The following is an 18,215-nucleotide window of genomic DNA, read 5'->3' as shown; positions in this document are numbered from 1 at the left end:
GTGAAATGCCCGATTGCCTTATCACCATCGACAGTCCGGATTTCTCGCTGCGCGTCGCCAAAAAGGTGCGTGCCGCCGATCCGACTATCCCGATCGTCCACTATGTCTGCCCGAGCGTGTGGGCTTGGCGGCCGGGCAGGGCGGCGGCGATGAAACCGTATGTCGATCACATTCTTTGCATCCTGCCGTTCGAGGTGAAGGAACTCGCTCGCCTGGGTGGGCCGCTCGGGACCTATGTCGGGCATCGCCTTGCACACGATCCGGGCATAGTCAGTGCCGCCAGGGCGCAGGCGCAGCCGCGTGACCTGTCCGCAGATCACGTCAAAACGTTGCTCGTATTGCCCGGTTCGCGTCGCGGTGAGGTGCGACGCCTGGTCGGGCCGTTCGGCGAGACGGTGTCGATCCTGCGGGCGCGGGGGCACCGCTTGCGCCTGCTGTTGCCGACGGTCCCGCACGTCGCCGACCTGGTCAGGACCTCGGTTGCGAGCTGGGATGAGAAGCCGGAGATCATCCTTGATGCCGAAGGCAAATGGCAGGCCTTCGGCAAGGCGGATGCGGCGTTGATCGCGTCGGGGACGGTATCGCTGGAACTTGCACTGGCAGGTGTGCCGATGATCTCCTGCTACCGGCTCGATCCGGTCATACGCATGGCGCAGCCGCTGATCAAAGTATGGAGCGCAGCCTTGCCCAATCTCATTGCCGACCGGCCGGTTGTGCCGGAACACTACAATCAATATGTGCGGCCGCATTATCTGGCGCGGCAACTGGAAGCGCTGTTCTCCGATACCGCCTACCGCACCTGGCAGAAGCACGGTTTTGCCGACATTGCCAGGCGTATGGCAACCGCCACGCCGTCAGGCGAGATTGCTGCGGGGGTGGTGATGGATATGGTGAGGAAGTGGTGAATAGTGAATAGGAAATGGTGCTGGCGGTAACGGCCAAGCTGCTTCAGCTACTACTCGCTACTCGCTACTCGCTACTCGCTACTCGCTATCTTCACCGCTTCGCGATCGGCACGTAATCCCGTTCCGGCGCGCCGGTATAGAGCTGGCGCGGGCGACCGATCTTCTGGTGCGGATCCTCGATCATCTCCTTCCACTGCGCGATCCAGCCGACCGTGCGGGCGACCGCGAACAGTACGGTGAACATAGTGGTGGGGAAGCCCAGCGCCTTAAGGGTGATGCCGGAATAGAAATCGACGTTGGGGTAGAGCTTCTTCTCGATGAAATAGGAATCGGTCAGCGCGATCTTTTCCAACTCCATGGCGATGTCGAGCAGCGGATCGTCCTTGATGCCGAGCTCGCCCAGGACTTCGTGCGCGGTTTTCTGCATGATCTTGGCACGCGGATCGTAGTTCTTGTAAACGCGGTGGCCAAAGCCCATCAATCGGAACGGATCGTTCTTATCCTTGGCGCGCGCAATGAATTCCGGGATGGAATCGACATGGCCGATCTCGCCCAGCATGTTCAGGGCTGCCTCGTTGGCGCCGCCATGTGCGGGACCCCACAGGCAGGCGATGCCGGCAGCGATACAGGCAAAAGGATTGGCGCCCGACGAGCCGGCCAGGCGGACGGTCGAAGTCGAGGCGTTCTGTTCGTGATCGGCGTGCAGGATGAAGATGCGCTCCATCGCGCGCGCCAGCACCGGATTGATCTTGTATTCCTCGCAAGGCACGGCGAAGCACATATGCAGGAAGTTGGCTGCGAAATTCAGCTCGTTCTTCGGATAAATGAACGGCTGGCCGATGTGGTATTTGTACGCCATCGCCGCGATTGTCGGCATCTTGGCGATCAGCCGCATTGAGGCGACCATGCGTTGATACGGATCCGAGATGTCGGTGGAATCGTGATAGAAGGCCGACAGTGCGCCGACCACGCCGCACATCACCGCCATCGGATGCGCATCACGGCGGAAGCCGGTGAAAAAGCGCGACATCTGCTCATGCACCATGGTGTGGCGCGTCACCCGGTAGTCGAAATCGTCCTTCTGGGCCTTGGTCGGTAATTCACCATAGAGCAAGAGATAGCAGACTTCGAGGAAGTCGCCGTGCTCGGCCAATTGGTCGATCGGGTAGCCGCGGTGCAAAAGAATGCCGGCATCGCCATCGATGAAGGTGATTTCCGATTCGCAGCTCGCCGTCGACGTAAAGCCGGGGTCGTAGGTAAAGACGCCGGCGGTGTTGTAGAGCGAACCGATGTCGATGACGTCAGGTCCTACCGAACCACTTCGGATCTTGAATTCATGGGTTTTGCCGCCGAGCTCCAGCTTTGCCGTCGATGCCTGGGTTTTGCCGCCAAATTCCATTTTCGTCGCAGGTTCGGTCATAGCAAACTCCTTTTTGTTTCCTCAGGCCGGCAAAGGCAAAATATCTGAACCCAACACGTCAAAAGCATCGGAATACGCACATTTGCGCCCGCAATTGAATCTGCGAGCCAGATTAGGCCAAGACCCAATGTTGCACTGCGAAACACACCTTTCAATGCCAATCTTCTTGGGCCAGTTCGCTAATCGATTTGATCAGCGATCCGCGCCAGGCTTTCCTCGCGGCCCAGCACGGCAAGCACATCAAAGACACCTGGCGAGGTACTTTTGCCGGTGAGCGCGGCGCGCAAAGGTTGGGCCACGGCGCCGAGTTTATGGCCGCCGGCCTGCGCGTAGTCGCGGATCGCGGCTTCCGCCGAGGCGGCAGACCAGTCCGAAACCGTGGCCAGTGCCGCATGAGCGCCCTGCAGGATCGCGCGCGCCTCACCGTTGAGCAGCGCCGCCGCTTTCTCGTCGACCGGCAGCGGCCGCTCGACGAACAGGAATGCAGCCCCTTCAACAAGTTCGACCAGCGTCTTGGCGCGCTCCTTCAGGCCGGGCAAAGCGGCAAGCAGTTGCGCCTTGCGTCTGTCGTCGAGGCGGGCGGCGATTGCCGGGCCGCCTTCGAGATAGGGCAGAGTGGCGATGAAGATGTCGAGCAGCGCCGCGTCGTTCATCCGGCGCATATGCACGCCGTTGAGCGCCTCGAGTTTGGCGAAGTCGAAACGGGCGGCGCCCTTGTTGACATCGCCAATGTCGAACCATGCGATCATGTCGGCGATCGACATGATCTCATCGTCGCCGTGGCTCCAGCCAAGCCTCGCCAGATAGTTGAGCAGCGCCTCCGGCAGGTGGCCCATGGCGCGATAGGCCTCGACGCCAAGTGCACCGTGCCGCTTCGACAGCTTGGCGCCGTCGGCACCGTGGATCAGCGGGATATGCGACATCGACGGCACCTCCCAGCCCATGGCCTGGTAGATTACGGTCTGGCGTGCGGCGTTGGTCAAATGATCGTCGCCGCGGATGATGTGGGTGATGCCCATGTCGTGATCGTCGACGACGACGGCATGCATGTAGGTCGGATTGCCGTCCGAGCGCAGAATAATGAAATCGTCGAGATCCTTGTTGGGAAAACGCACGTCGCCCTGGACGCGGTCATGCACCACCGTCTCGCCGTCTGTCGGCGCCTTGATGCGGATCGCCCCCTTGGCGCCGGGCGGCGCCTCCGACGGGTCGCGGTCGCGCCAGCGTCCGTCATAGCGGGGAGGCAGCCCCTTGGCCCGTGCGCTCTCGCGCATTGCTTCCAGCTCGGCAGGCGTCGCATAACAATAATAGGCCTTGCCCATGCGAACGAGCTCCTCGGCCACCTCGCGATGGCGCGGCGCACGCTCGAACTGCGACACCGGCTCGCCGTCCCATGTCAGGCCAAGCCAGGAAAGCCCGTCGAGAATGGCCGCGGTTGCCGCCTCGGTGGAGCGCTCGCGGTCGGTGTCTTCGATGCGCAGCAGCATCGTGCCGCCTGTGTGCTTGGCATACAGCCAGTTGAACAGCGCCGTGCGCGCGCCGCCAATATGCAGATAACCGGTGGGCGAGGGGGCAAAACGGGTGACGACCTTATCGGGCATGGAACTCTCAGGCGGGCCAAGGAAGTGGGTTTGCGGACTTTCGCGCGTTGCGCGTTCATGTAGCATAGGAGGTCGAGGGCGCAAGGGGCAGACCCGATGGCTGTGCGAGGCCGTGGTGCGGGCGAGGGCGAGGACGCTGGTAGCGGCGTCAGCGAACGCTTGCTGTTTGCCGCTCCCCCGCCTGCCCTGCCGGTATCGGCATTGCTGCCCGCTCCGCGCTTCGATGCTCCGTCGCTGCCGGCCAGCGACCCAGCAACGGTTCTCGTGCCCGCGGGCGAGCCCATCGTGCGCCTACGCCGTCGTTTCCGCCTCCCGTCACCGTCCTGTATCCGCAACAGCGTAACCTCGGCAGCCGGCCTGGAACTCGACCGTGGCGTCGCCTTCCTGCTGGTGCCGGTGTTCCTCGCATGCGGGGTGGTCGTATATTTCGCGCTGTCGGTGGAGCCAGCCTTTCCGCAGCCGATCGCAATCGTGCTCCTCGCGGCCCTTTGTACGGTCGTCTCGCGTTCATGGCCCAGGACGCGCCTGTGTTTCATGGTGGCGCTGCTCTGCGCGCTTGGCGTGCTTGCCGCCAAGTTCGAGACCTGGCGTGTCGGGACGCATGTGCTCGGTTCTGAAATCTCGACGCGGCTGACGGGTCGCGTCGTATCGTACGAACCCATGGCTAGCGGCCGCATCAGGCTGACGATCGATGTGATCTCAACCGCCAGGCCGACGCTGCGCTACATGCCGGAACGGGTCCGCATTTCGGCGATGAAGATACCGGCTGAGCTGGCCGCTGGTTCCGAGATCGCCGGCTATGTGCGGTTGCTGCCGCCGACCGGCCCGGTGCGGCCCGACAGCTATGATTTCTCCTTCGACAGCTATTTCGCCGGTATCGGCGGCAGCGGCTTCTTTCTCGGCAATCCGAAGGTCGTGGCTTCGGGCAGCATGCCGCTTGCCGCGCGGCTTTCTTCCGCGATCGAAGACGCGCGCGAATCCATCGCCGACCATATCCGCAGCCGCATCGGCGGCGCCGAGGGCGAGATTGCTGCTGCGCTGATCGTTGGCGTGCGCGCCGGCATTCCCGAGGAGATCAACGAAGCGATGCGGCGTACAGGCATCTACCACATCATCTCCATCTCGGGGCTGCATATGGCGTTGGTCGCCGGCACCATCATGGCGCTGCTGCGCGGCGCCTTTGCGCTGTTTCCCGACTTCTCATCGCGACGGCCGGTCAAGAAATATGCCGCAGCCGCCGCGCTTTTTTCGATCGCGGCGTACCTCGTCTTTTCCGGCGTTGTGGTGGCGGCCGAACGCAGCTTCATCATGCTGGCGGTGATGCTCATCGCCGTGCTGTTCGACCGGGCCGCGCTCACCATGCGCAATCTGGCGATCTCGGCCATCGCGGTCATTCTGGTGTCGCCGCACGAGGTGGTCGGTCCGAGCTTCCAGATGTCCTTCGCCGCGACGGCGGCCCTTGTCGGCGCCTATGCCGGCTGGTCCGATTACCGCACCGGCAGGGCCACCACGCCGCCGCCCCGGCGATCGCCGCTACGCTTGGCCACGCGAAAGGTCCTGCTGGGCATGGGCGGCCTGGCGATGACCTCGATCATTGCAGGGAGCGCCACGGCGCTTTTCGCCATATGGCATTTCCAGCGCGTAGCGCCGCTCAGCCTGTTCGCCAATCTGGCCATCATGCCTATCGTCTCACTGGTCGTCATGCCCTTCGCCGTGCTCAGCGCGCTGGCGATGCCGTTCGGCGCGGATGGGCCTTTCCTTTACGTGATGGGCAAAGGGCTGACGGCGATGATCGCCCTGTCCGGTTGGATCTCCGAGCGCTCGCCGATCGATGCGGTGGGTCTGATTTCGCTGAGATCTGTCCTTCTGGTGACGATCGCCCTCGTCGTTGCCAGCATGGCGACGACCTGGTTGCGGCTCGCGGCAATTCCTTTTGCGCTCGCCGGCTTGCTAACGACAACGCAGACGCGCGTACCCGACGTATTGATCTCGGAGGACGCACGGCTGGTCGCGCTGCCGATCGGCAGCGGTGAGCTCGCCGTCAACCGGGCACGCCCGAATGAGTTCACGATCGACAACTGGAAACGCGCGCTCACATCAGAGGCTATCGTCGCGCCGGAAACACCTGGAAAGAACGATCCGCAATTCGACATTGCCGATCCGGCCGACCTACCGCCGGGCATGCCGTTCATTTGCACGGACGGTCTCTGCCTCGCCAGGCATCCATCCGGCGCGATCATTGCGCAAGCCAAGGACCGCGATACCGCACGGCCAGCCTGCGCCTTCGCCAGCTTGATCGTCATCGACGACGCCACCGCCCATAATCCCTGCTACTACGACCGGCTGGTCCTCGTCGTCACCAAACGGCAACTGGCGCGCGCGGGAAGTGCGGCCGTCTATTTCGATCCACAAGCGGCAACACGCGCCGAAATCCGCTTCGCCGTCGAAAAATCATACCGGCCCTGGCACGTGCAGCGGAAATTTTCACGCGCGGCGCGCGGCCTGCCGCCATACCGCAGAGCCGACAATCCAAAAGCCGGCACCAAGGGCGCAACTCAGTAGCGGCGGATCAGCCCAACGAGCTTGCCCTGCACCTTGACCCTGTCTGGTCCAAAGATGCGCGTCTCGTAGGCCGGATTGGCGGCCTCCAGGGCGATCGAGGCGCCCTTGCGGCGGAACCGCTTCAGCGTCGCTTCCTCCTCGTCGACCAAGGCCACCACGATCTCACCGGGGCTCGCCGTATCGGCGTTGCGGATGATCACCGTGTCGCCGTCGAAAATGCCAGCCTCGATCATCGAATCGCCTTTGACCTCGAGCGCATAATGCTCGCCGCCCATGATCATATCCGGCGGCACCGAAATCGAATGCGTCTGGTGCTGGATAGCATCGATCGGCACACCAGCGGCGATGCGGCCCATTACCGGGATCGAAACGGCGGCGACGACATCGTCGTCATTGCCGGCTGCAGGGACGCGCGACGATGTGGGCTTGCCCTGCCGAGGGGCACCTTGCCCAAGACTGCCCTGGATGACACTCGGCGAGAACTTGCGTGCCGCATTGAGGCCGGGGGCGATCGAGTCAGGCAGGCGTAGTACCTCCAGCGCACGGGCCCGGTTGGGCAAACGGCGAATGAAGCCGCGCTCCTCCAGCGCCGTAATCAGTCGGTGGATTCCGGATTTGGAAGCCAGGTCGAGCGCTTCCTTCATCTCGTCGAAGGAAGGTGGGATACCGCTTTCCTTCAACCTTTCGTGGATGAACATAAGCAGTTCGTGTTGTTTGCGTGTCAGCATAGCGACCCCCAACAGAATCAGAAAACAAACCCAGAACAGACACTATCTGTTCCAGTTGTGTTCCGCAACTGTTTAAAGTTTAATGAATGCGTTAAGGCTCGGGAAACAAACGACGTCCCCTACCGGCGTACCGTATTTTCACCGCCGCGAGCCTCATCCCCTTGATTCTGCTTTCGTTTGCGCCGTTCTGGCCTCCTTGAAGGCGGCACTGGCATCGGCCGTCGGTCGGCAAAGGGCACGGAATTGAACCCGTATCGACTGTGCGGTTTGGTCAATGCACCGTGAACGAAACGAACTCAAAACGCCAACCTCGGGCTAACTCCAGGTTTCCACCGCCTGGTCAGGCTGCTTCTCGCCGGTGGAGCCTTGCTACGCGCTACCCGGTAATGGAAGAACAGTTGATGCGTGTCCGGCGTTGCGTTGGATTTTTTGAGGGAGCAGGCAAATCATGACGGGAATTCCCGATCTCGTGGCCGTAAAGGCGATGGATGCCGCGGATCCGCTGGGCGCGATGCGCGACCGCTTTGTCTTGCCGCAAGGAGTGATCTATCTCGACGGCAATTCGCTAGGAGCTGCTTCACGTGCCGCTTTCGATGAATTGTACAAGGCCGCGACCGAAGAATGGTCGCATGATCTCATCCGCGCATGGAACACGGCCGGCTGGTTCAACATGCCGCTTGAACTTGGCGACCAGCTAGGGCGCCTGATCGGTGCCGCGGTCGGCCAGACGGTGGTCTGCGATACGACGTCGGTCAACATCTACAAGCTGCTGCACGCCGCCATGGCCATGCGACCGGAGCGGCAGGTCATCGTCGCCGAGGGCGATAGTTTTCCGACAGACCTCTACATGGCTGAGGGTGTGGTTTCGACGCGAAAAGATGCGCTGCTGCGCCTCTCGGGGGTCGACGCGCCGACCATCGAAGAGCTGATCGACGAACGCACCGCGGTGGTGCTGGTCAACCACGTCAACTACAAGTCGGGCGAACTGCGCGACATGCCGACGCTGACGCGCAGGGCTCAGGAAGCCGGGGCGATGATCGTCTGGGATCTCTGCCACACCGCCGGCGCGATGCCAGTCGAGCTCGACAAGGCAAACGCCGATTTTGCCGTTGGCTGCACCTACAAATATCTGAATGGCGGCCCGGGCGCGCCTGCCTTCATCTATGTGGCTGAGCGGCATCTTTCCGACATCCAGCAGCCGCTCACCGGCTGGTGGGGCCATGCACGGCCCTTCGCCTTCGAGCCAGGCTATGCGGCCGGCACCGGCATCCGCCGGTTTCTGTGCGGCACCCAGCCGGTCCTGTCGATGCGCACGCTGAAGGGCGCGCTCGACATCTGGAACGATGTCGACATGACGGCGGTGCGCAAGAAGAGCATCGCGCTGGCGGATCTGTTCATCGAGCTTGTCGAGGCAAAGTGCGGCACTTACGGGCTCACGCTCGAAAGCACGCGCGATGGGGAAAAACGCGGCAGCCAGATTTCATTCATGCATGAGCATGGCTACCAGGTCATGCGCGCGCTGATCGAACGTGGCGTGATCGGCGATTTTCGCGCGCCATCGACCATGCGCTTCGGCTTCACCCCGCTCTATGTCGGCTATGCCGATGTCTGGCAGGCCGTCAAAGTGCTTGAGGATATCCTGCGCACCGGTGCGTGGAAGGATGCGCGCTTCGCCATCAAAGCAGCTGTCACTTGAGATTGATGCGAGAGCTGGAATCGTGAGGCTGGCGACGACGTGCCGCGCGATGCTCACGGCTAGGTTGCAAGGCCATATTGCCAGGGAGGGCGCAGGGTGTTCGAACGTCACATTGCCGATTGGGACAACGCCTATGCCAACGGCGCCAACATAGCCGGCAGCGATCGCTGGCCGGCGGCCTGGATCGAGCCCGCGCGGGTTTTCCGCGACGTGCTTTCGACCGAGGGCAGGGCGCGGCTCGACATGGCCTATGGCGACAACCCACGCAACCGGCTCGATCTTTTCCTGCCGGCCATCAAGCCCAAGGGACTCGTGGTGTTCGTTCATGGCGGCTACTGGATGGAATTCGACAAGAATTTCTGGTCGCATCTTGCCGCTGGCCCTGTTGATCGCGGCTATGCGGTGGCGATGCCGTCCTACACGCTCTGTCCGCAGATACGCATTGGCGGAATCGTCAAGGAAGTCGGCGCGGCGATCGGCAAGGCGGCGGCGATGGTCCCAGGGCCGCTGATGCTGACCGGGCACTCGGCCGGCGGCCATCTTGTTAGCCGGATGGTTACGGCGACGACGCCGCTGGCGCCCGAAGTCGTCCGGCGCGTTCGTCACGTGGTGTCGATCTCGGGGGTGCATGATTTGCGCCCGATCATGCGCACCGGCATGAACAAGACGATCGCGATCGATGAGGCCGAGGCGCAGGCCGAAAGCCCGGTGCTGCTGCGCCCGATGGACAAGGCCCGCCTGACCTGCTGGGCCGGCGGCGGCGAGCGCGCCGAATTCCTGCGTCAGAGCGCGTTGCTGGCCAACATCTGGATCGGCCTGGGTACCGCGACCAGCTCGGTCGTCGAGCCTGACCGGCATCATTTCAACATCATCGACGGTTTGGCCGATCCAGACCATCCGCTGACCCGGACCTTGATCTCGGAGTGAGGCAGGTTCAGCGTAGCATCAGCACGTCGCAGGGGGAGCCCGCCGCCGCGGCAGGCGCGAACGGCGCGCGAACGATCAGCCCGTTGGCATCGGCCAGCATTTTCAGCATCGAGGAGTCCTGGATGCCGAACGGCGTCGCCACGAGCGTACCGGCGTCATCTATGACAACAGCCCGCACATAATCTTGCCTGAGATCGTTGGCCGGCATGGCGGCACCGAGCCGTGCCCGACGTATATCCTGCTGAAAGGCGCGGCCGCCGAGCCGCGCCAGCAGCGGCTTCAGGAAGAGCTGAGTGCAGACCAGGCTTGCCACCGGATTGCCGGGCAGGCCGATGCAGCGAATGTCTCCCAGCCGCCCGAACATCAGTGGCTTGCCCGGCCGCATGGCGATCTTCCAGAAATCGAGCGTCATGCCTTGCCCGGTCAGCACGTCATGCACGAAGTCGTGGTCACCGACCGAGGCACCGCCCAGCGTGACGATGACGTTCGCGCCAGCCTTCACGGCCTTTTCAACCAGCGCAGCGATCGCCTCCCTGCGGTCCGGCGCGATGCCAAGGTCGAGCGCCCGCGCACCGACCGACTGTGCGGCGGCAGCGACACCATAGGCGTTGGAGCAGATGATCTGGTCGGGGCCAAGATCGCTGCCCGGCGGCAGCAATTCGTCGCCGGTGGCGATGATGGCGACCAGCGGCCGTTTGACCACGCGCACCTCGGGGTGATTGGCCGATGCCGCCAGCGACAAGGCCGCCGGGTCGAGCAGGCGGCCTTTGGGCAGCAGGACATCGCCCTTGGCGAAATCGAGCCCGAGGCGGCGGATGTTGCGCCCCTGCACCGTCGGTTCCGTCACTTCGACGCTGCCGCCACCGAGATCGCGGACGTTCTCCTGGATGACGATAGTGTCGGCGCCTTCGGGAAGCGGCGCGCCGGTAAAGATGCGCACGGCCTGCCGCTGCTGCACCGTTCCGGCAAAGCCGCGTCCGGCCGGCGCCATGCCGACCACCGAAAGCTTTGCCGGTACGGACGCGATATCGGCCGCCCGCACGGCATAGCCGTCCATGGCGGAGGCGTTGAACGGCGGCTGGGTGCGGAGCGCCACAACCGGCTCCGCCAGCACGCGGTCGGCGGCATCCAGCAGTGCGACGCGTTCGCCCGGCAGCGCTGCTGCGCCGTCCAGCAGGCGCTCGAGCGCCTCGGCAACTGGGACCAGCGCCATTATCGGCCTGCCTCGGTGGCCTCGTCTCCGGTGATCTTGTAGTCGCCGGATTTACCGCCGGTCTTTTCAACCAGCCTGATGCCGGAGATGACCATGGCGCGGTCGACCGCCTTGGCCATGTCGTAGATGGTCAGGCAAGCGACCGAGACGGCACTCAAGGCCTCCATTTCAACGCCGGTCTTGCCGATGACGCGGGTCAATGCCGTCACCTTCAGGCCGGGCAGTGCGGCGTCCGGCTCGATGTCGACAGATATCCTGGTCAGCAGCAGCGGATGGCAGAGCGGGATCAGTTCATGCGTCTTCTTGGCCGCCATGATGCCGGCAATGCGCGCGGTGCCCAGCACGTCGCCCTTCTTGGCGTCGCCGGCGAGGATCATGTCCAGCGTCTCGGGCCGCATCGCGACAAAACCTTCCGCGACTGCCGTGCGCACCGTCTCAGCCTTGTCGCCGACATCGACCATGTTGGCTTCGCCCTGCGCGCCAAGATGGGTGAGGGCGGCCGCCATCTCAGATCGCCTCTGCCGGCGCCTTGCCCGTCAACAGCAGGCGCGTTGCCGCGGCCACGTCCTGTTGACGCATCAGGCTCTCGCCGACCAGGAAAGTAGCGATGCCGCTCCGCTCCAGCCGGCGGCAATCGTCATGCGAAAAGATCCCGCTCTCACTGACTAGAAGGCGGCCGCTCGGTACCATCGCTACCAGCCGTTCCGAGGTCTCGAGGCTGGTTTCGAAGGTCCGGAGATTGCGGTTGTTGATGCCGATCAGCCGCGACGACAGCCGCAGCGCACGTTCCATTTCCGCCTCGTCATGCACTTCGACCAGCGCGTCCATGCCGAGCCCGAAAGCTATCGCTTCGAGTTCTCTTGCCAACGCGTCGTCGACGCTGGCCATAATGATCAGGATGGCATCGGCGCCCCATGCCCTGGCCTCGTAGACCTGATAGGGGTCGAACAGGAAATCCTTGCGTAAGGTAGGCAACTCGACGGCAGCGCGCGCAGCGGTGAGGAATTCGGGCGCGCCTTGGAAAGAGGGTGTGTCGGTCAGCACCGAAAGGCAGGCGGCACCGCCTTTCGCATAGGCCCTGGCCAGCGCCGGCGGATCGAAATCGGCGCGGATCAGGCCTTTGGATGGGCTAGCTTTCTTGATTTCGGCAATCAGCGCGAACCCGCCGGATTTGCGCCTAGTCTCAAGGGCGGAAAGAAAGCCGCGCGGCGCGTCGGCATCCGTCGCCCGTGCCTTGATCTCGGCCAATGGCACGCGTGCCTTGGCCGCCGCGATCTCGTCGCGCTTGTAAGCCTCGATCTTGCGCAGGATGTCGGACATGGTTTTAACCGTTCGAAATCTCGACCAGCCTGTCGAGCACTTTCAGCGCGCGGCCGCTGTCGATGGCCTGCGCCGCCGTTACCATGCCGTCGGCAAGCGTCGTCGCCTTGCCGGCCACCACCAGCCCGGCGCCGGCATTCATCAGCACCGTATCGCGAAAGGCGCCAGCGGCGCCGCCCAGCATGTCGCGCAGTGCCTGGGCGTTGTGGGCGGCGTCGCCGCCGCGCAACTCGTCCTTGGTGTGACGCGTCAGCCCGACTGCTTCCGGGGTCAGCACAAAGCTGCGTATCTCGCCGCCGGCCAATTCGGCGACCTGCGTTTCGCCGGTGGTGGTGATCTCGTCATAGCCGTCGCCATGGACGACCCAGGCGTGGTCGGCGCCAAGCTCCTTCAACGTTTCTGCCACCGGCATGATCCATTCGGGCAGGAACACGCCGACCATTTGCCGTCTGACACTGGCCGGATTGGAAAGCGGGCCCAGCAGGTTGAAGATGGTCCGGGTGCCGAGCTCGACCCGGGTCGGGCCGACATGCTTCATCGCCGGGTGATGCGCCGGCGCGAACATGAAGCCAACGCCGGCCTCGTGAATGCAGCGGCCGATCGTCTCCGGAGGGATGTCGATTTTGACGCCCAATGCGATCAGCACATCGGCGGCGCCGGTCAGCGAGGACAGTCCGCGATTGCCGTGCTTGGCGACGGGCACGCCGCTGCCGGCGATGACGAAGGCGGATGCGGTCGAAATGTTGACGCTGTGCGAATTGTCGCCGCCGGTGCCGACAATGTCGATGGCGCCCTCGGGGGCTTCGACGCGCAGCATCTTGGCGCGCATGGTGGCGACGGCGCCGGCGATCTCGCTGACGGTCTCGCCGCGCACGCGCAATGCCATCAGGAAGCCGCCTATCTGGCCCGGAGTAGCATCGCCCGACATGATAATGTCGAAGGCCTCGCGCGCCTCCTCGAAAGAAAGAGCGCTGCCGGCGGCGACCTTGGCGATGTGGATCTTCAGTGCGCTCATCTGGCCAGGGCTTGGGTTACGGCCGTCTGATCGATGCGGACGTCATATTGCGTCTGCAACTGCGCTACCAACTGGTCGAGCAGGTCGTCGGACATGCCGGATGTGAAGGATTTCTGTGCGTCCTGGGGTACTGAGCTGGCGTCGGCCCCGGCGGGCTCGAATACCTCGGCAACCTTGAACAAGATCTGTCCGTCGCCCGTGGGCGAGGGGATCAGCCCGGTGCCGCCTTCGCCGACGCCGAACATCGCGGCGGCCCCTTCCTTGCCGAAATCGACGTCGTCAGCATCGCGCTTGACGCCGCGCTTGGTCTGTTTTTCGAGCTTGAGCTCACCGGCGATCACCTCGAGCGTCGCGCCGGCCTTGAGACGCTTCTCGAGCTCTTGCGCTTTTGCGGTGAGCCGTTTGGTGGTCTCCGCCGCGGTCCAGTCGGCCACGACCTTCTGGCGGACTTCGTCCAATGTGCGGTCACGGGCCGGCGTGATCGCGCTCACGTCGTAGAAGACGAAGCCGTTATCGGCGGTGGTGAGACCTTCATTGTCGGTTCCGGGTTCGGATTCGAACACCGCCTTGATGAGCGCCGGCGATTCCGGCAGGTCTTTGACGATGCTTCCATCCGGCCGTTGGCCGGTGCGGTCGATGGCGTCGATGGTGACGACCTTCAGCTTCAATTTGGCGGCTGCCTCGGCGAGCGAACTGCCCGAGGCGCGCGTATCCTCGTAATTGTCGTGCACGTCCAGCAAGATGCGGCTTGCCTCGCCCAGTGCCAGGTCCTTGCGTATCTGCTCGGATACTTCGGCCAGCGGCTTCACCACTTCCGGCTTGATCTCGGTGACGCGCAGCAGAACGGGACCAAATGCGCCTTGTACGACCGGGCTGACCTCATTGACGTTGAGCTTGAAGACGGCGTCGGCGACCGCCTTGTCGGCGATCTTGTCCTTGGCCAGCGTGCCGAGCAGCGTGTCGGCCGGGGTCTTGCCCTCGGCGGCGACGATCTTGTCGAAAGTCGCGCCGGTCCTGAGCGAATCGAGCGCCGCCTTTGCGGCATCAGGCGTCTTGAATACAAGCTGCTCGATGGTGCGCATCTCCGGCGTGGTGTAGCGCGCCTTGTTCTTGTTGTAGTCGTCGCTGACCTGTTGGTCGGTCACCGCGCTCAAATCCATGATGTCTTCCGGCTCGAGCCTGACATAGGAGAACTTGCGGTATTCGGGCGCGGCGTAGGTTTTCTTGTTGTCCTCGAAATAGGCCGAAAGCACGCTGTCGGACGGCGCTTCTATCGGCTCGACAAGCGATTTCGGCAAGGTCAGGTAGTCGATGGTGCGATCTTCGCCGCGATAGAGCGCGACCGCCTTGAAGAATGTATCAGGGGCCTTGAGGCCGTCCGAAACCGCCTCGACGATCTGCTGGCGGACCGCGACCTGGGCGCGGTTCTTCAAATAGTCTTCCGGCCGCATGCCGATCTGCCGAAGCAGGTACTCGAACGTTCTCCTGTCGAAGGTTCCGGCAGGCCCTTTGAACGCCGGGTCTTCACGCGTCAGTTCGGCGAGCCGGTCCTTGGACAGGCCGAGGCCGAGCTTGCGGGCCTGCTCGTCGAGGACGGCACCCGATACGAGTTGCGCCAGCACCTGGTTGTCGATGCCGAGCGCCGTCGCCTGCTCACGGCTGATGCGCTGGCCGAATTGCTGCGACATGACGCTGAGCTGGCGATCATAGGCGAGGCGGTATTCGTTGATAGAGACCTTGGTGACTCCGGCCGTGATCACGGCGTCATGGCCGGCAAGACCGCCCATCAGCCGTCCCGAGATACCCCAGACGGCGAAGCTCAACACCAACAATGACAGCAGCAGTTTCGCGACCCAGGTCCCTGCCGCACTTCTCAACATACCAAGCATGAGTACTTCCGATTTTTGCGCATTTCGCATGCGCCGAGTCTGAAACAAGCGCAATAGCGCCCTTCCTGCTCACTGTCGATTGCTTTGTGGCCTGATTTTGATAGTGAGGGCCAGCTGGAAATTGCCCGGAGAAACAATCCCATGACGCCTGGAATCCGCCCGCTCGTCGCCGGCAACTGGAAAATGAACGGTACCAGCGCCTCGCTCAACGAGCTCAGGATGATCGGCAACGGCTTCATGAGCGGGCTCGACGCCGAGACCGAAGCGGTGCTCTGCGTGCCGGCGACCTTACTTGCGCACGCCGCCGAGATTCTGTCGCGCACACCGGTGCGGGCCGGCGGAGAGGATTGCCACACCGAGGAAAGCGGCGCCTATACCGGCTGCATTTCGGCCGAGATGCTGAAGGATGCAGGAGCCAGCCATGTCATTGTCGGCCATTCCGAATGCCGCGCCGATCGCAAGGAGGACGATGCCTTAGTGCAGGCCAAGGCCTCCGCCGCATGGCGTGCCGGGCTGGTGGCCATCATCTGCATTGGTGAGACAAGAGCCGAACGCGAAGCAGGAGCCACGCTCGACGTGCTGTCGCGCCAGGTCGCTGGCTCGGTCCCGCCAAACGCCACGGCTTCCAACACCGTCATTGCCTATGAGCCGGTATGGGCGATCGGCACCGGCTTGACCCCGACCGCCGCCGACGTCGCCGAGGCACATGCGCATATCCGCGAAGAACTGGCCCGGAAGCTCGGCAATACGGCGGCCAAGATGCGCATTCTCTACGGCGGCTCGGTCAAGCCGTCCAACGCCGTCGAGTTGCTAGGCGTCAGGAATGTCGATGGCGCGCTGGTCGGCGGCGCCAGCCTAAAGGCGGCGGACTTCCTCGGCATCGCGGAAGCCTATCGAAACATCGCTTGATACAAGGCTGCTTGCTGCATTTGAGCGGACGGCCGGCGCCGAAATCGTTGCAAAGGACGCATTGCTTCCCATATTCCGGCCACGGGCTTGGAAATGCCGTCAAAGCATTGTATTGAGCCGCCTCCAAATCAGCGGCCGCACCAGGCCTTGCCAGGATAAATTATGGAAACCGTACTGATCGTCGTCCACCTCATGGTCGTGCTCGCGCTTGTCGGCGTGGTGCTGCTGCAGCGCTCCGAAGGCGGCGGCCTCGGCATCGGCGGCGGATCGGGCTTCATGACCGCGCGTGGCGCCGCCAATGCGCTGACGCGGGCGACGGCGATCCTGGCCGCAGCTTTCTTCGTCACTTCGCTGACACTGTCGATCGTAGCGCGCTATGGCGAAAAGCCGATCGACATTCTCGATCGCGTGCCGGCGACCTCGGACGGGGCAGGCAAGGGCGTACTCAACCAATTGCCCGGAACCACGACGCCGACGCCGCCTTCGGGCACCACGGCGCCGACCCCGCCGTCCGGCAATGGCGCGGCAACGACGCCGCCGGCAACCGCTCCGGCCACGCCGCCAGCGACAAACGGCGCCACCGCGCCGGCCACGCCGCAGGTCCCCAACCAGTAATCGGGCATCTTATGCCGCGATCTGTTGTCGTTTGAACACAGTCGCGGCAAATGCCGCACGATCACGAAGATTCGACCGCACCGCGCGCTTGAGGCGCTTCCGGCTAATCGATTATAGGTTGCACGCGGCATTCTCGGCGTCCTTGGGGGGCGCCGGGCGATGCCGTGGGCAACAAGCATTGAACGATCGGATCTTCCCCATGCAGCTTCGCAGCTTCATTTTTGCCGGCCTTTGTGCCGTGCTCAGCCTAGGTGCGCCCGCTTACGCGGCCATGCCGACGGCAAACTCGGCCCATAAAGCCGCAGCAACAACCGACGTCGTCAACGTCGCTGCCAAAAGCGATGCGGCGCAATTGAAGCTTCTCAAGAAGAAGAAAGATCCGACGCCGGACGACCTTGCGCAGATCCGCAAGATCGAAGCCAAGATCGCAGCCGACAAGGAAGCCGCTCGCGCCAAAGCACTCGAAGCCAGGAAGCTGGCGATGCGGGAGGCGGCGAAAGCCAAAGCCGATGCGGAACGGCAGGCATTCCTTGCCAAGAAGAGCCAGCCGCTCGCGGCGGCGAAGGTGGCTGACGCTACGCCAGCCAAGAAGAAGAAGACCCTCAACATCATCGAACCGATTGCGCCGATCCAGTCGGCCGAGCCGATCCCGGCCGAGGCCATGAACGTTGCCCTGACCGGCAACAATGGCGAGTTGCGCAGCGAACCGGTGGGGCAGAAGCCGCAGAGCGTCGGGCTGTTCGCGGGACTGTTCGGCGGCACAACTTCGTCGTCAATGTCGCTGCTTCCGGAAACACGCGCGCTCGACGCCGCACTCGAAAGGAAGCAGGCCAAGCGGCAGTTCAAGGTCAAGCCGGAATTCGTGCCGCAGGAGGTCGAATTCACTGGCTACAACCCGGGCACCATCGTCATCGATACCAGCGCTCGCCGTCTCTACCTCGTCGAATCATCGTCAACCGCCCGCCGTTATGCCATCGCGGTCGGCCGGGAAGGCCTGCAGTTCAAGGGTACGGTTGCCGTCGGCGACAAGCAGGAATGGCCGCGCTGGATTCCGACGCTGGATATGCAAAAGCGCGAACCCAAGCACTATGGCCAATACAAGGACGGTATGCCCGGCGGCGGCGACAATCCGCTCGGTGCGCGCGCCATCTATCTTTACGACGGCAAGAAGGATACCCACCTGCGCATTCACGGCACCATCGCGCCGCAGTCGATCGGAACCAGCGCCTCCAATGGCTGCTTCCGCATGATCAACGAGCACGTCATGGACCTTTACCGCCGGGTGAAAGTAGGCACCAAAGTCGTCATCATCTGACGCTTTGACAGATCGTGCCAAAAGGGCCGGCCTCGCCGGCCCTTTTGTTTTGATACGCCAACGACCAGAGCGCCTTCTTGGGAAAAAGCCTTCGCGGCGG

The 18,215-nt window shown here is 63.4% G+C and carries 15 protein-coding genes; 7 read left to right on the top strand and 8 right to left on the bottom strand.

The window, feature by feature from the left end:
• On the top strand, positions 1-905 hold a 905-nt coding region (locus tag NKJ84_RS16400), incomplete at its 5' end, for a lipid-A-disaccharide synthase (RefSeq protein ID WP_352507319.1).
• A gap of 91 nt (positions 906-996) precedes the next feature.
• Here NKJ84_RS16400 and gltA read toward each other — a convergent pair.
• Positions 997-2,325: a citrate synthase gene (gene gltA / locus NKJ84_RS16395; protein ID WP_352507318.1), complete on the bottom strand. Its 1,329-nt coding sequence runs from the start codon at positions 2,323-2,325 to the stop codon at positions 997-999.
• A 179-nt stretch (positions 2,326-2,504) separates the two neighbouring features.
• Positions 2,505-3,926, bottom strand: coding sequence for a glutamate--tRNA ligase (gene gltX / locus NKJ84_RS16390; protein WP_352507317.1), 1,422 nt, complete (start codon positions 3,924-3,926; stop codon positions 2,505-2,507).
• 96 nt (positions 3,927-4,022) lie between these two features.
• On the opposite strand from gltX, the gene NKJ84_RS16385 reads away from it, so the two are divergent.
• Positions 4,023-6,488, top strand: coding sequence for a ComEC/Rec2 family competence protein (locus NKJ84_RS16385; RefSeq protein ID WP_352507316.1), 2,466 nt, complete (start codon positions 4,023-4,025; stop codon positions 6,486-6,488).
• On the opposite strand, the gene lexA is transcribed toward NKJ84_RS16385, so the two are convergent.
• Positions 6,482-7,216, bottom strand: a complete 735-nt coding sequence (lexA, locus tag NKJ84_RS16380; protein ID WP_023674949.1) for a transcriptional repressor LexA — start codon at positions 7,214-7,216, stop codon at positions 6,482-6,484. The two genes, NKJ84_RS16385 and lexA, sit on opposite strands and share 7 nt — an antisense overlap.
• A gap of 448 nt (positions 7,217-7,664) precedes the next feature.
• Here lexA and kynU point away from each other — a divergent pair, with 448 nt between their 5' ends.
• On the top strand, positions 7,665-8,912 hold the full coding sequence (gene kynU, locus NKJ84_RS16375) for a kynureninase (RefSeq protein ID WP_352507315.1): 1,248 nt from the start codon (positions 7,665-7,667) through the stop codon (positions 8,910-8,912).
• 96 nt (positions 8,913-9,008) lie between these two features.
• The gene (locus NKJ84_RS16370) at positions 9,009-9,839 is read left to right on the top strand and encodes a hormone-sensitive lipase (RefSeq protein ID WP_352507314.1); all 831 of its coding nucleotides are present in this window, start codon (positions 9,009-9,011) and stop codon (positions 9,837-9,839) included.
• Between the two features lie 7 nt (positions 9,840-9,846).
• On the opposite strand, the gene NKJ84_RS16365 is transcribed toward NKJ84_RS16370, so the two are convergent.
• Genes NKJ84_RS16365 through NKJ84_RS16345 form a run of 5 tightly spaced genes read right to left on the bottom strand, consistent with a single transcriptional unit; the run spans position 9,847 to position 15,276 of the window.
• Positions 9,847-11,052, bottom strand: a complete 1,206-nt coding sequence (locus NKJ84_RS16365) for a molybdopterin molybdotransferase MoeA (protein WP_352507313.1) — start codon at positions 11,050-11,052, stop codon at positions 9,847-9,849.
• Positions 11,052-11,558 (bottom strand): cyclic pyranopterin monophosphate synthase MoaC, encoded by a 507-nt coding sequence (moaC, locus tag NKJ84_RS16360; RefSeq protein ID WP_352507312.1) that lies wholly within the window; start codon positions 11,556-11,558, stop codon positions 11,052-11,054. The genes NKJ84_RS16365 and moaC overlap by 1 nt, the downstream gene beginning before the upstream one ends.
• A 1-nt stretch (position 11,559) precedes the next feature.
• On the bottom strand, positions 11,560-12,372 hold the full coding sequence (gene trpC, locus NKJ84_RS16355) for an indole-3-glycerol phosphate synthase TrpC (protein ID WP_352507311.1): 813 nt from the start codon (positions 12,370-12,372) through the stop codon (positions 11,560-11,562).
• A 4-nt stretch (positions 12,373-12,376) separates the two neighbouring features.
• The gene (gene trpD, locus NKJ84_RS16350) at positions 12,377-13,387 is read right to left on the bottom strand and encodes an anthranilate phosphoribosyltransferase (protein WP_352507310.1); all 1,011 of its coding nucleotides are present in this window, start codon (positions 13,385-13,387) and stop codon (positions 12,377-12,379) included.
• Positions 13,384-15,276 carry a peptidyl-prolyl cis-trans isomerase gene (locus NKJ84_RS16345; RefSeq protein WP_352507309.1) on the bottom strand — a complete coding sequence of 631 codons (1,893 nt, stop codon included), beginning with the start codon at positions 15,274-15,276 and terminating at the stop codon, positions 13,384-13,386. Before NKJ84_RS16345 ends, trpD begins: the two co-directional genes overlap by 4 nt.
• Positions 15,277-15,417: 141 nt before the next feature.
• Here NKJ84_RS16345 and tpiA point away from each other — a divergent pair, with 141 nt between their 5' ends.
• From tpiA to NKJ84_RS16330, 3 genes are all read left to right on the top strand, one after another.
• The gene (gene tpiA, locus NKJ84_RS16340; RefSeq protein WP_352507308.1) at positions 15,418-16,185 is read left to right on the top strand and encodes a triose-phosphate isomerase; all 768 of its coding nucleotides are present in this window, start codon (positions 15,418-15,420) and stop codon (positions 16,183-16,185) included.
• Between the two features lie 162 nt (positions 16,186-16,347).
• Positions 16,348-16,800, top strand: a complete 453-nt coding sequence (gene secG, locus NKJ84_RS16335) for a preprotein translocase subunit SecG (RefSeq protein ID WP_254817294.1) — start codon at positions 16,348-16,350, stop codon at positions 16,798-16,800.
• Positions 16,801-16,999: 199 nt separating this feature from the next.
• Positions 17,000-18,115: a L,D-transpeptidase gene (locus tag NKJ84_RS16330; protein WP_352507307.1), complete on the top strand. Its 1,116-nt coding sequence runs from the start codon at positions 17,000-17,002 to the stop codon at positions 18,113-18,115.
• Positions 18,116-18,215 lie beyond the last annotated feature (100 nt).

The sequence above is a fragment of the Mesorhizobium sp. M0048 genome (assembly GCF_040323405.1).
Lineage (GTDB): Bacteria > Pseudomonadota > Alphaproteobacteria > Rhizobiales > Rhizobiaceae > Mesorhizobium.
This window is presented reverse-complemented; position numbering and strand designations above follow the sequence as displayed.

What these genes read in the sequence shown, in the direction of transcription:
- gltA (WP_352507318.1), bottom strand. Translation starts at nt 2,325, where the DNA reads ATGACCGAACCTGCGACGAAAATGGAATTTGGCGGCAAAACCCAGGCA.
- gltX (WP_352507317.1), bottom strand. Translation starts at nt 3,926, where the DNA reads ATGCCCGATAAGGTCGTCACCCGTTTTGCCCCCTCGCCCACCGGTTAT.
- NKJ84_RS16385 (WP_352507316.1), top strand. Translation starts at nt 4,023, where the DNA reads ATGGCTGTGCGAGGCCGTGGTGCGGGCGAGGGCGAGGACGCTGGTAGC.
- lexA (WP_023674949.1), bottom strand. Translation starts at nt 7,216, where the DNA reads ATGCTGACACGCAAACAACACGAACTGCTTATGTTCATCCACGAAAGG.
- kynU (WP_352507315.1), top strand. Translation starts at nt 7,665, where the DNA reads ATGACGGGAATTCCCGATCTCGTGGCCGTAAAGGCGATGGATGCCGCG.
- NKJ84_RS16365 (WP_352507313.1), bottom strand. Translation starts at nt 11,052, where the DNA reads ATGGCGCTGGTCCCAGTTGCCGAGGCGCTCGAGCGCCTGCTGGACGGC.
- moaC (WP_352507312.1), bottom strand. Translation starts at nt 11,558, where the DNA reads ATGGCGGCCGCCCTCACCCATCTTGGCGCGCAGGGCGAAGCCAACATG.
- trpC (WP_352507311.1), bottom strand. Translation starts at nt 12,372, where the DNA reads ATGTCCGACATCCTGCGCAAGATCGAGGCTTACAAGCGCGACGAGATC.
- trpD (WP_352507310.1), bottom strand. Translation starts at nt 13,387, where the DNA reads ATGAGCGCACTGAAGATCCACATCGCCAAGGTCGCCGCCGGCAGCGCT.
- NKJ84_RS16345 (WP_352507309.1), bottom strand. Translation starts at nt 15,276, where the DNA reads ATGCTTGGTATGTTGAGAAGTGCGGCAGGGACCTGGGTCGCGAAACTG.
- tpiA (WP_352507308.1), top strand. Translation starts at nt 15,418, where the DNA reads ATGACGCCTGGAATCCGCCCGCTCGTCGCCGGCAACTGGAAAATGAAC.
- secG (WP_254817294.1), top strand. Translation starts at nt 16,348, where the DNA reads ATGGAAACCGTACTGATCGTCGTCCACCTCATGGTCGTGCTCGCGCTT.
- NKJ84_RS16330 (WP_352507307.1), top strand. Translation starts at nt 17,000, where the DNA reads ATGCAGCTTCGCAGCTTCATTTTTGCCGGCCTTTGTGCCGTGCTCAGC.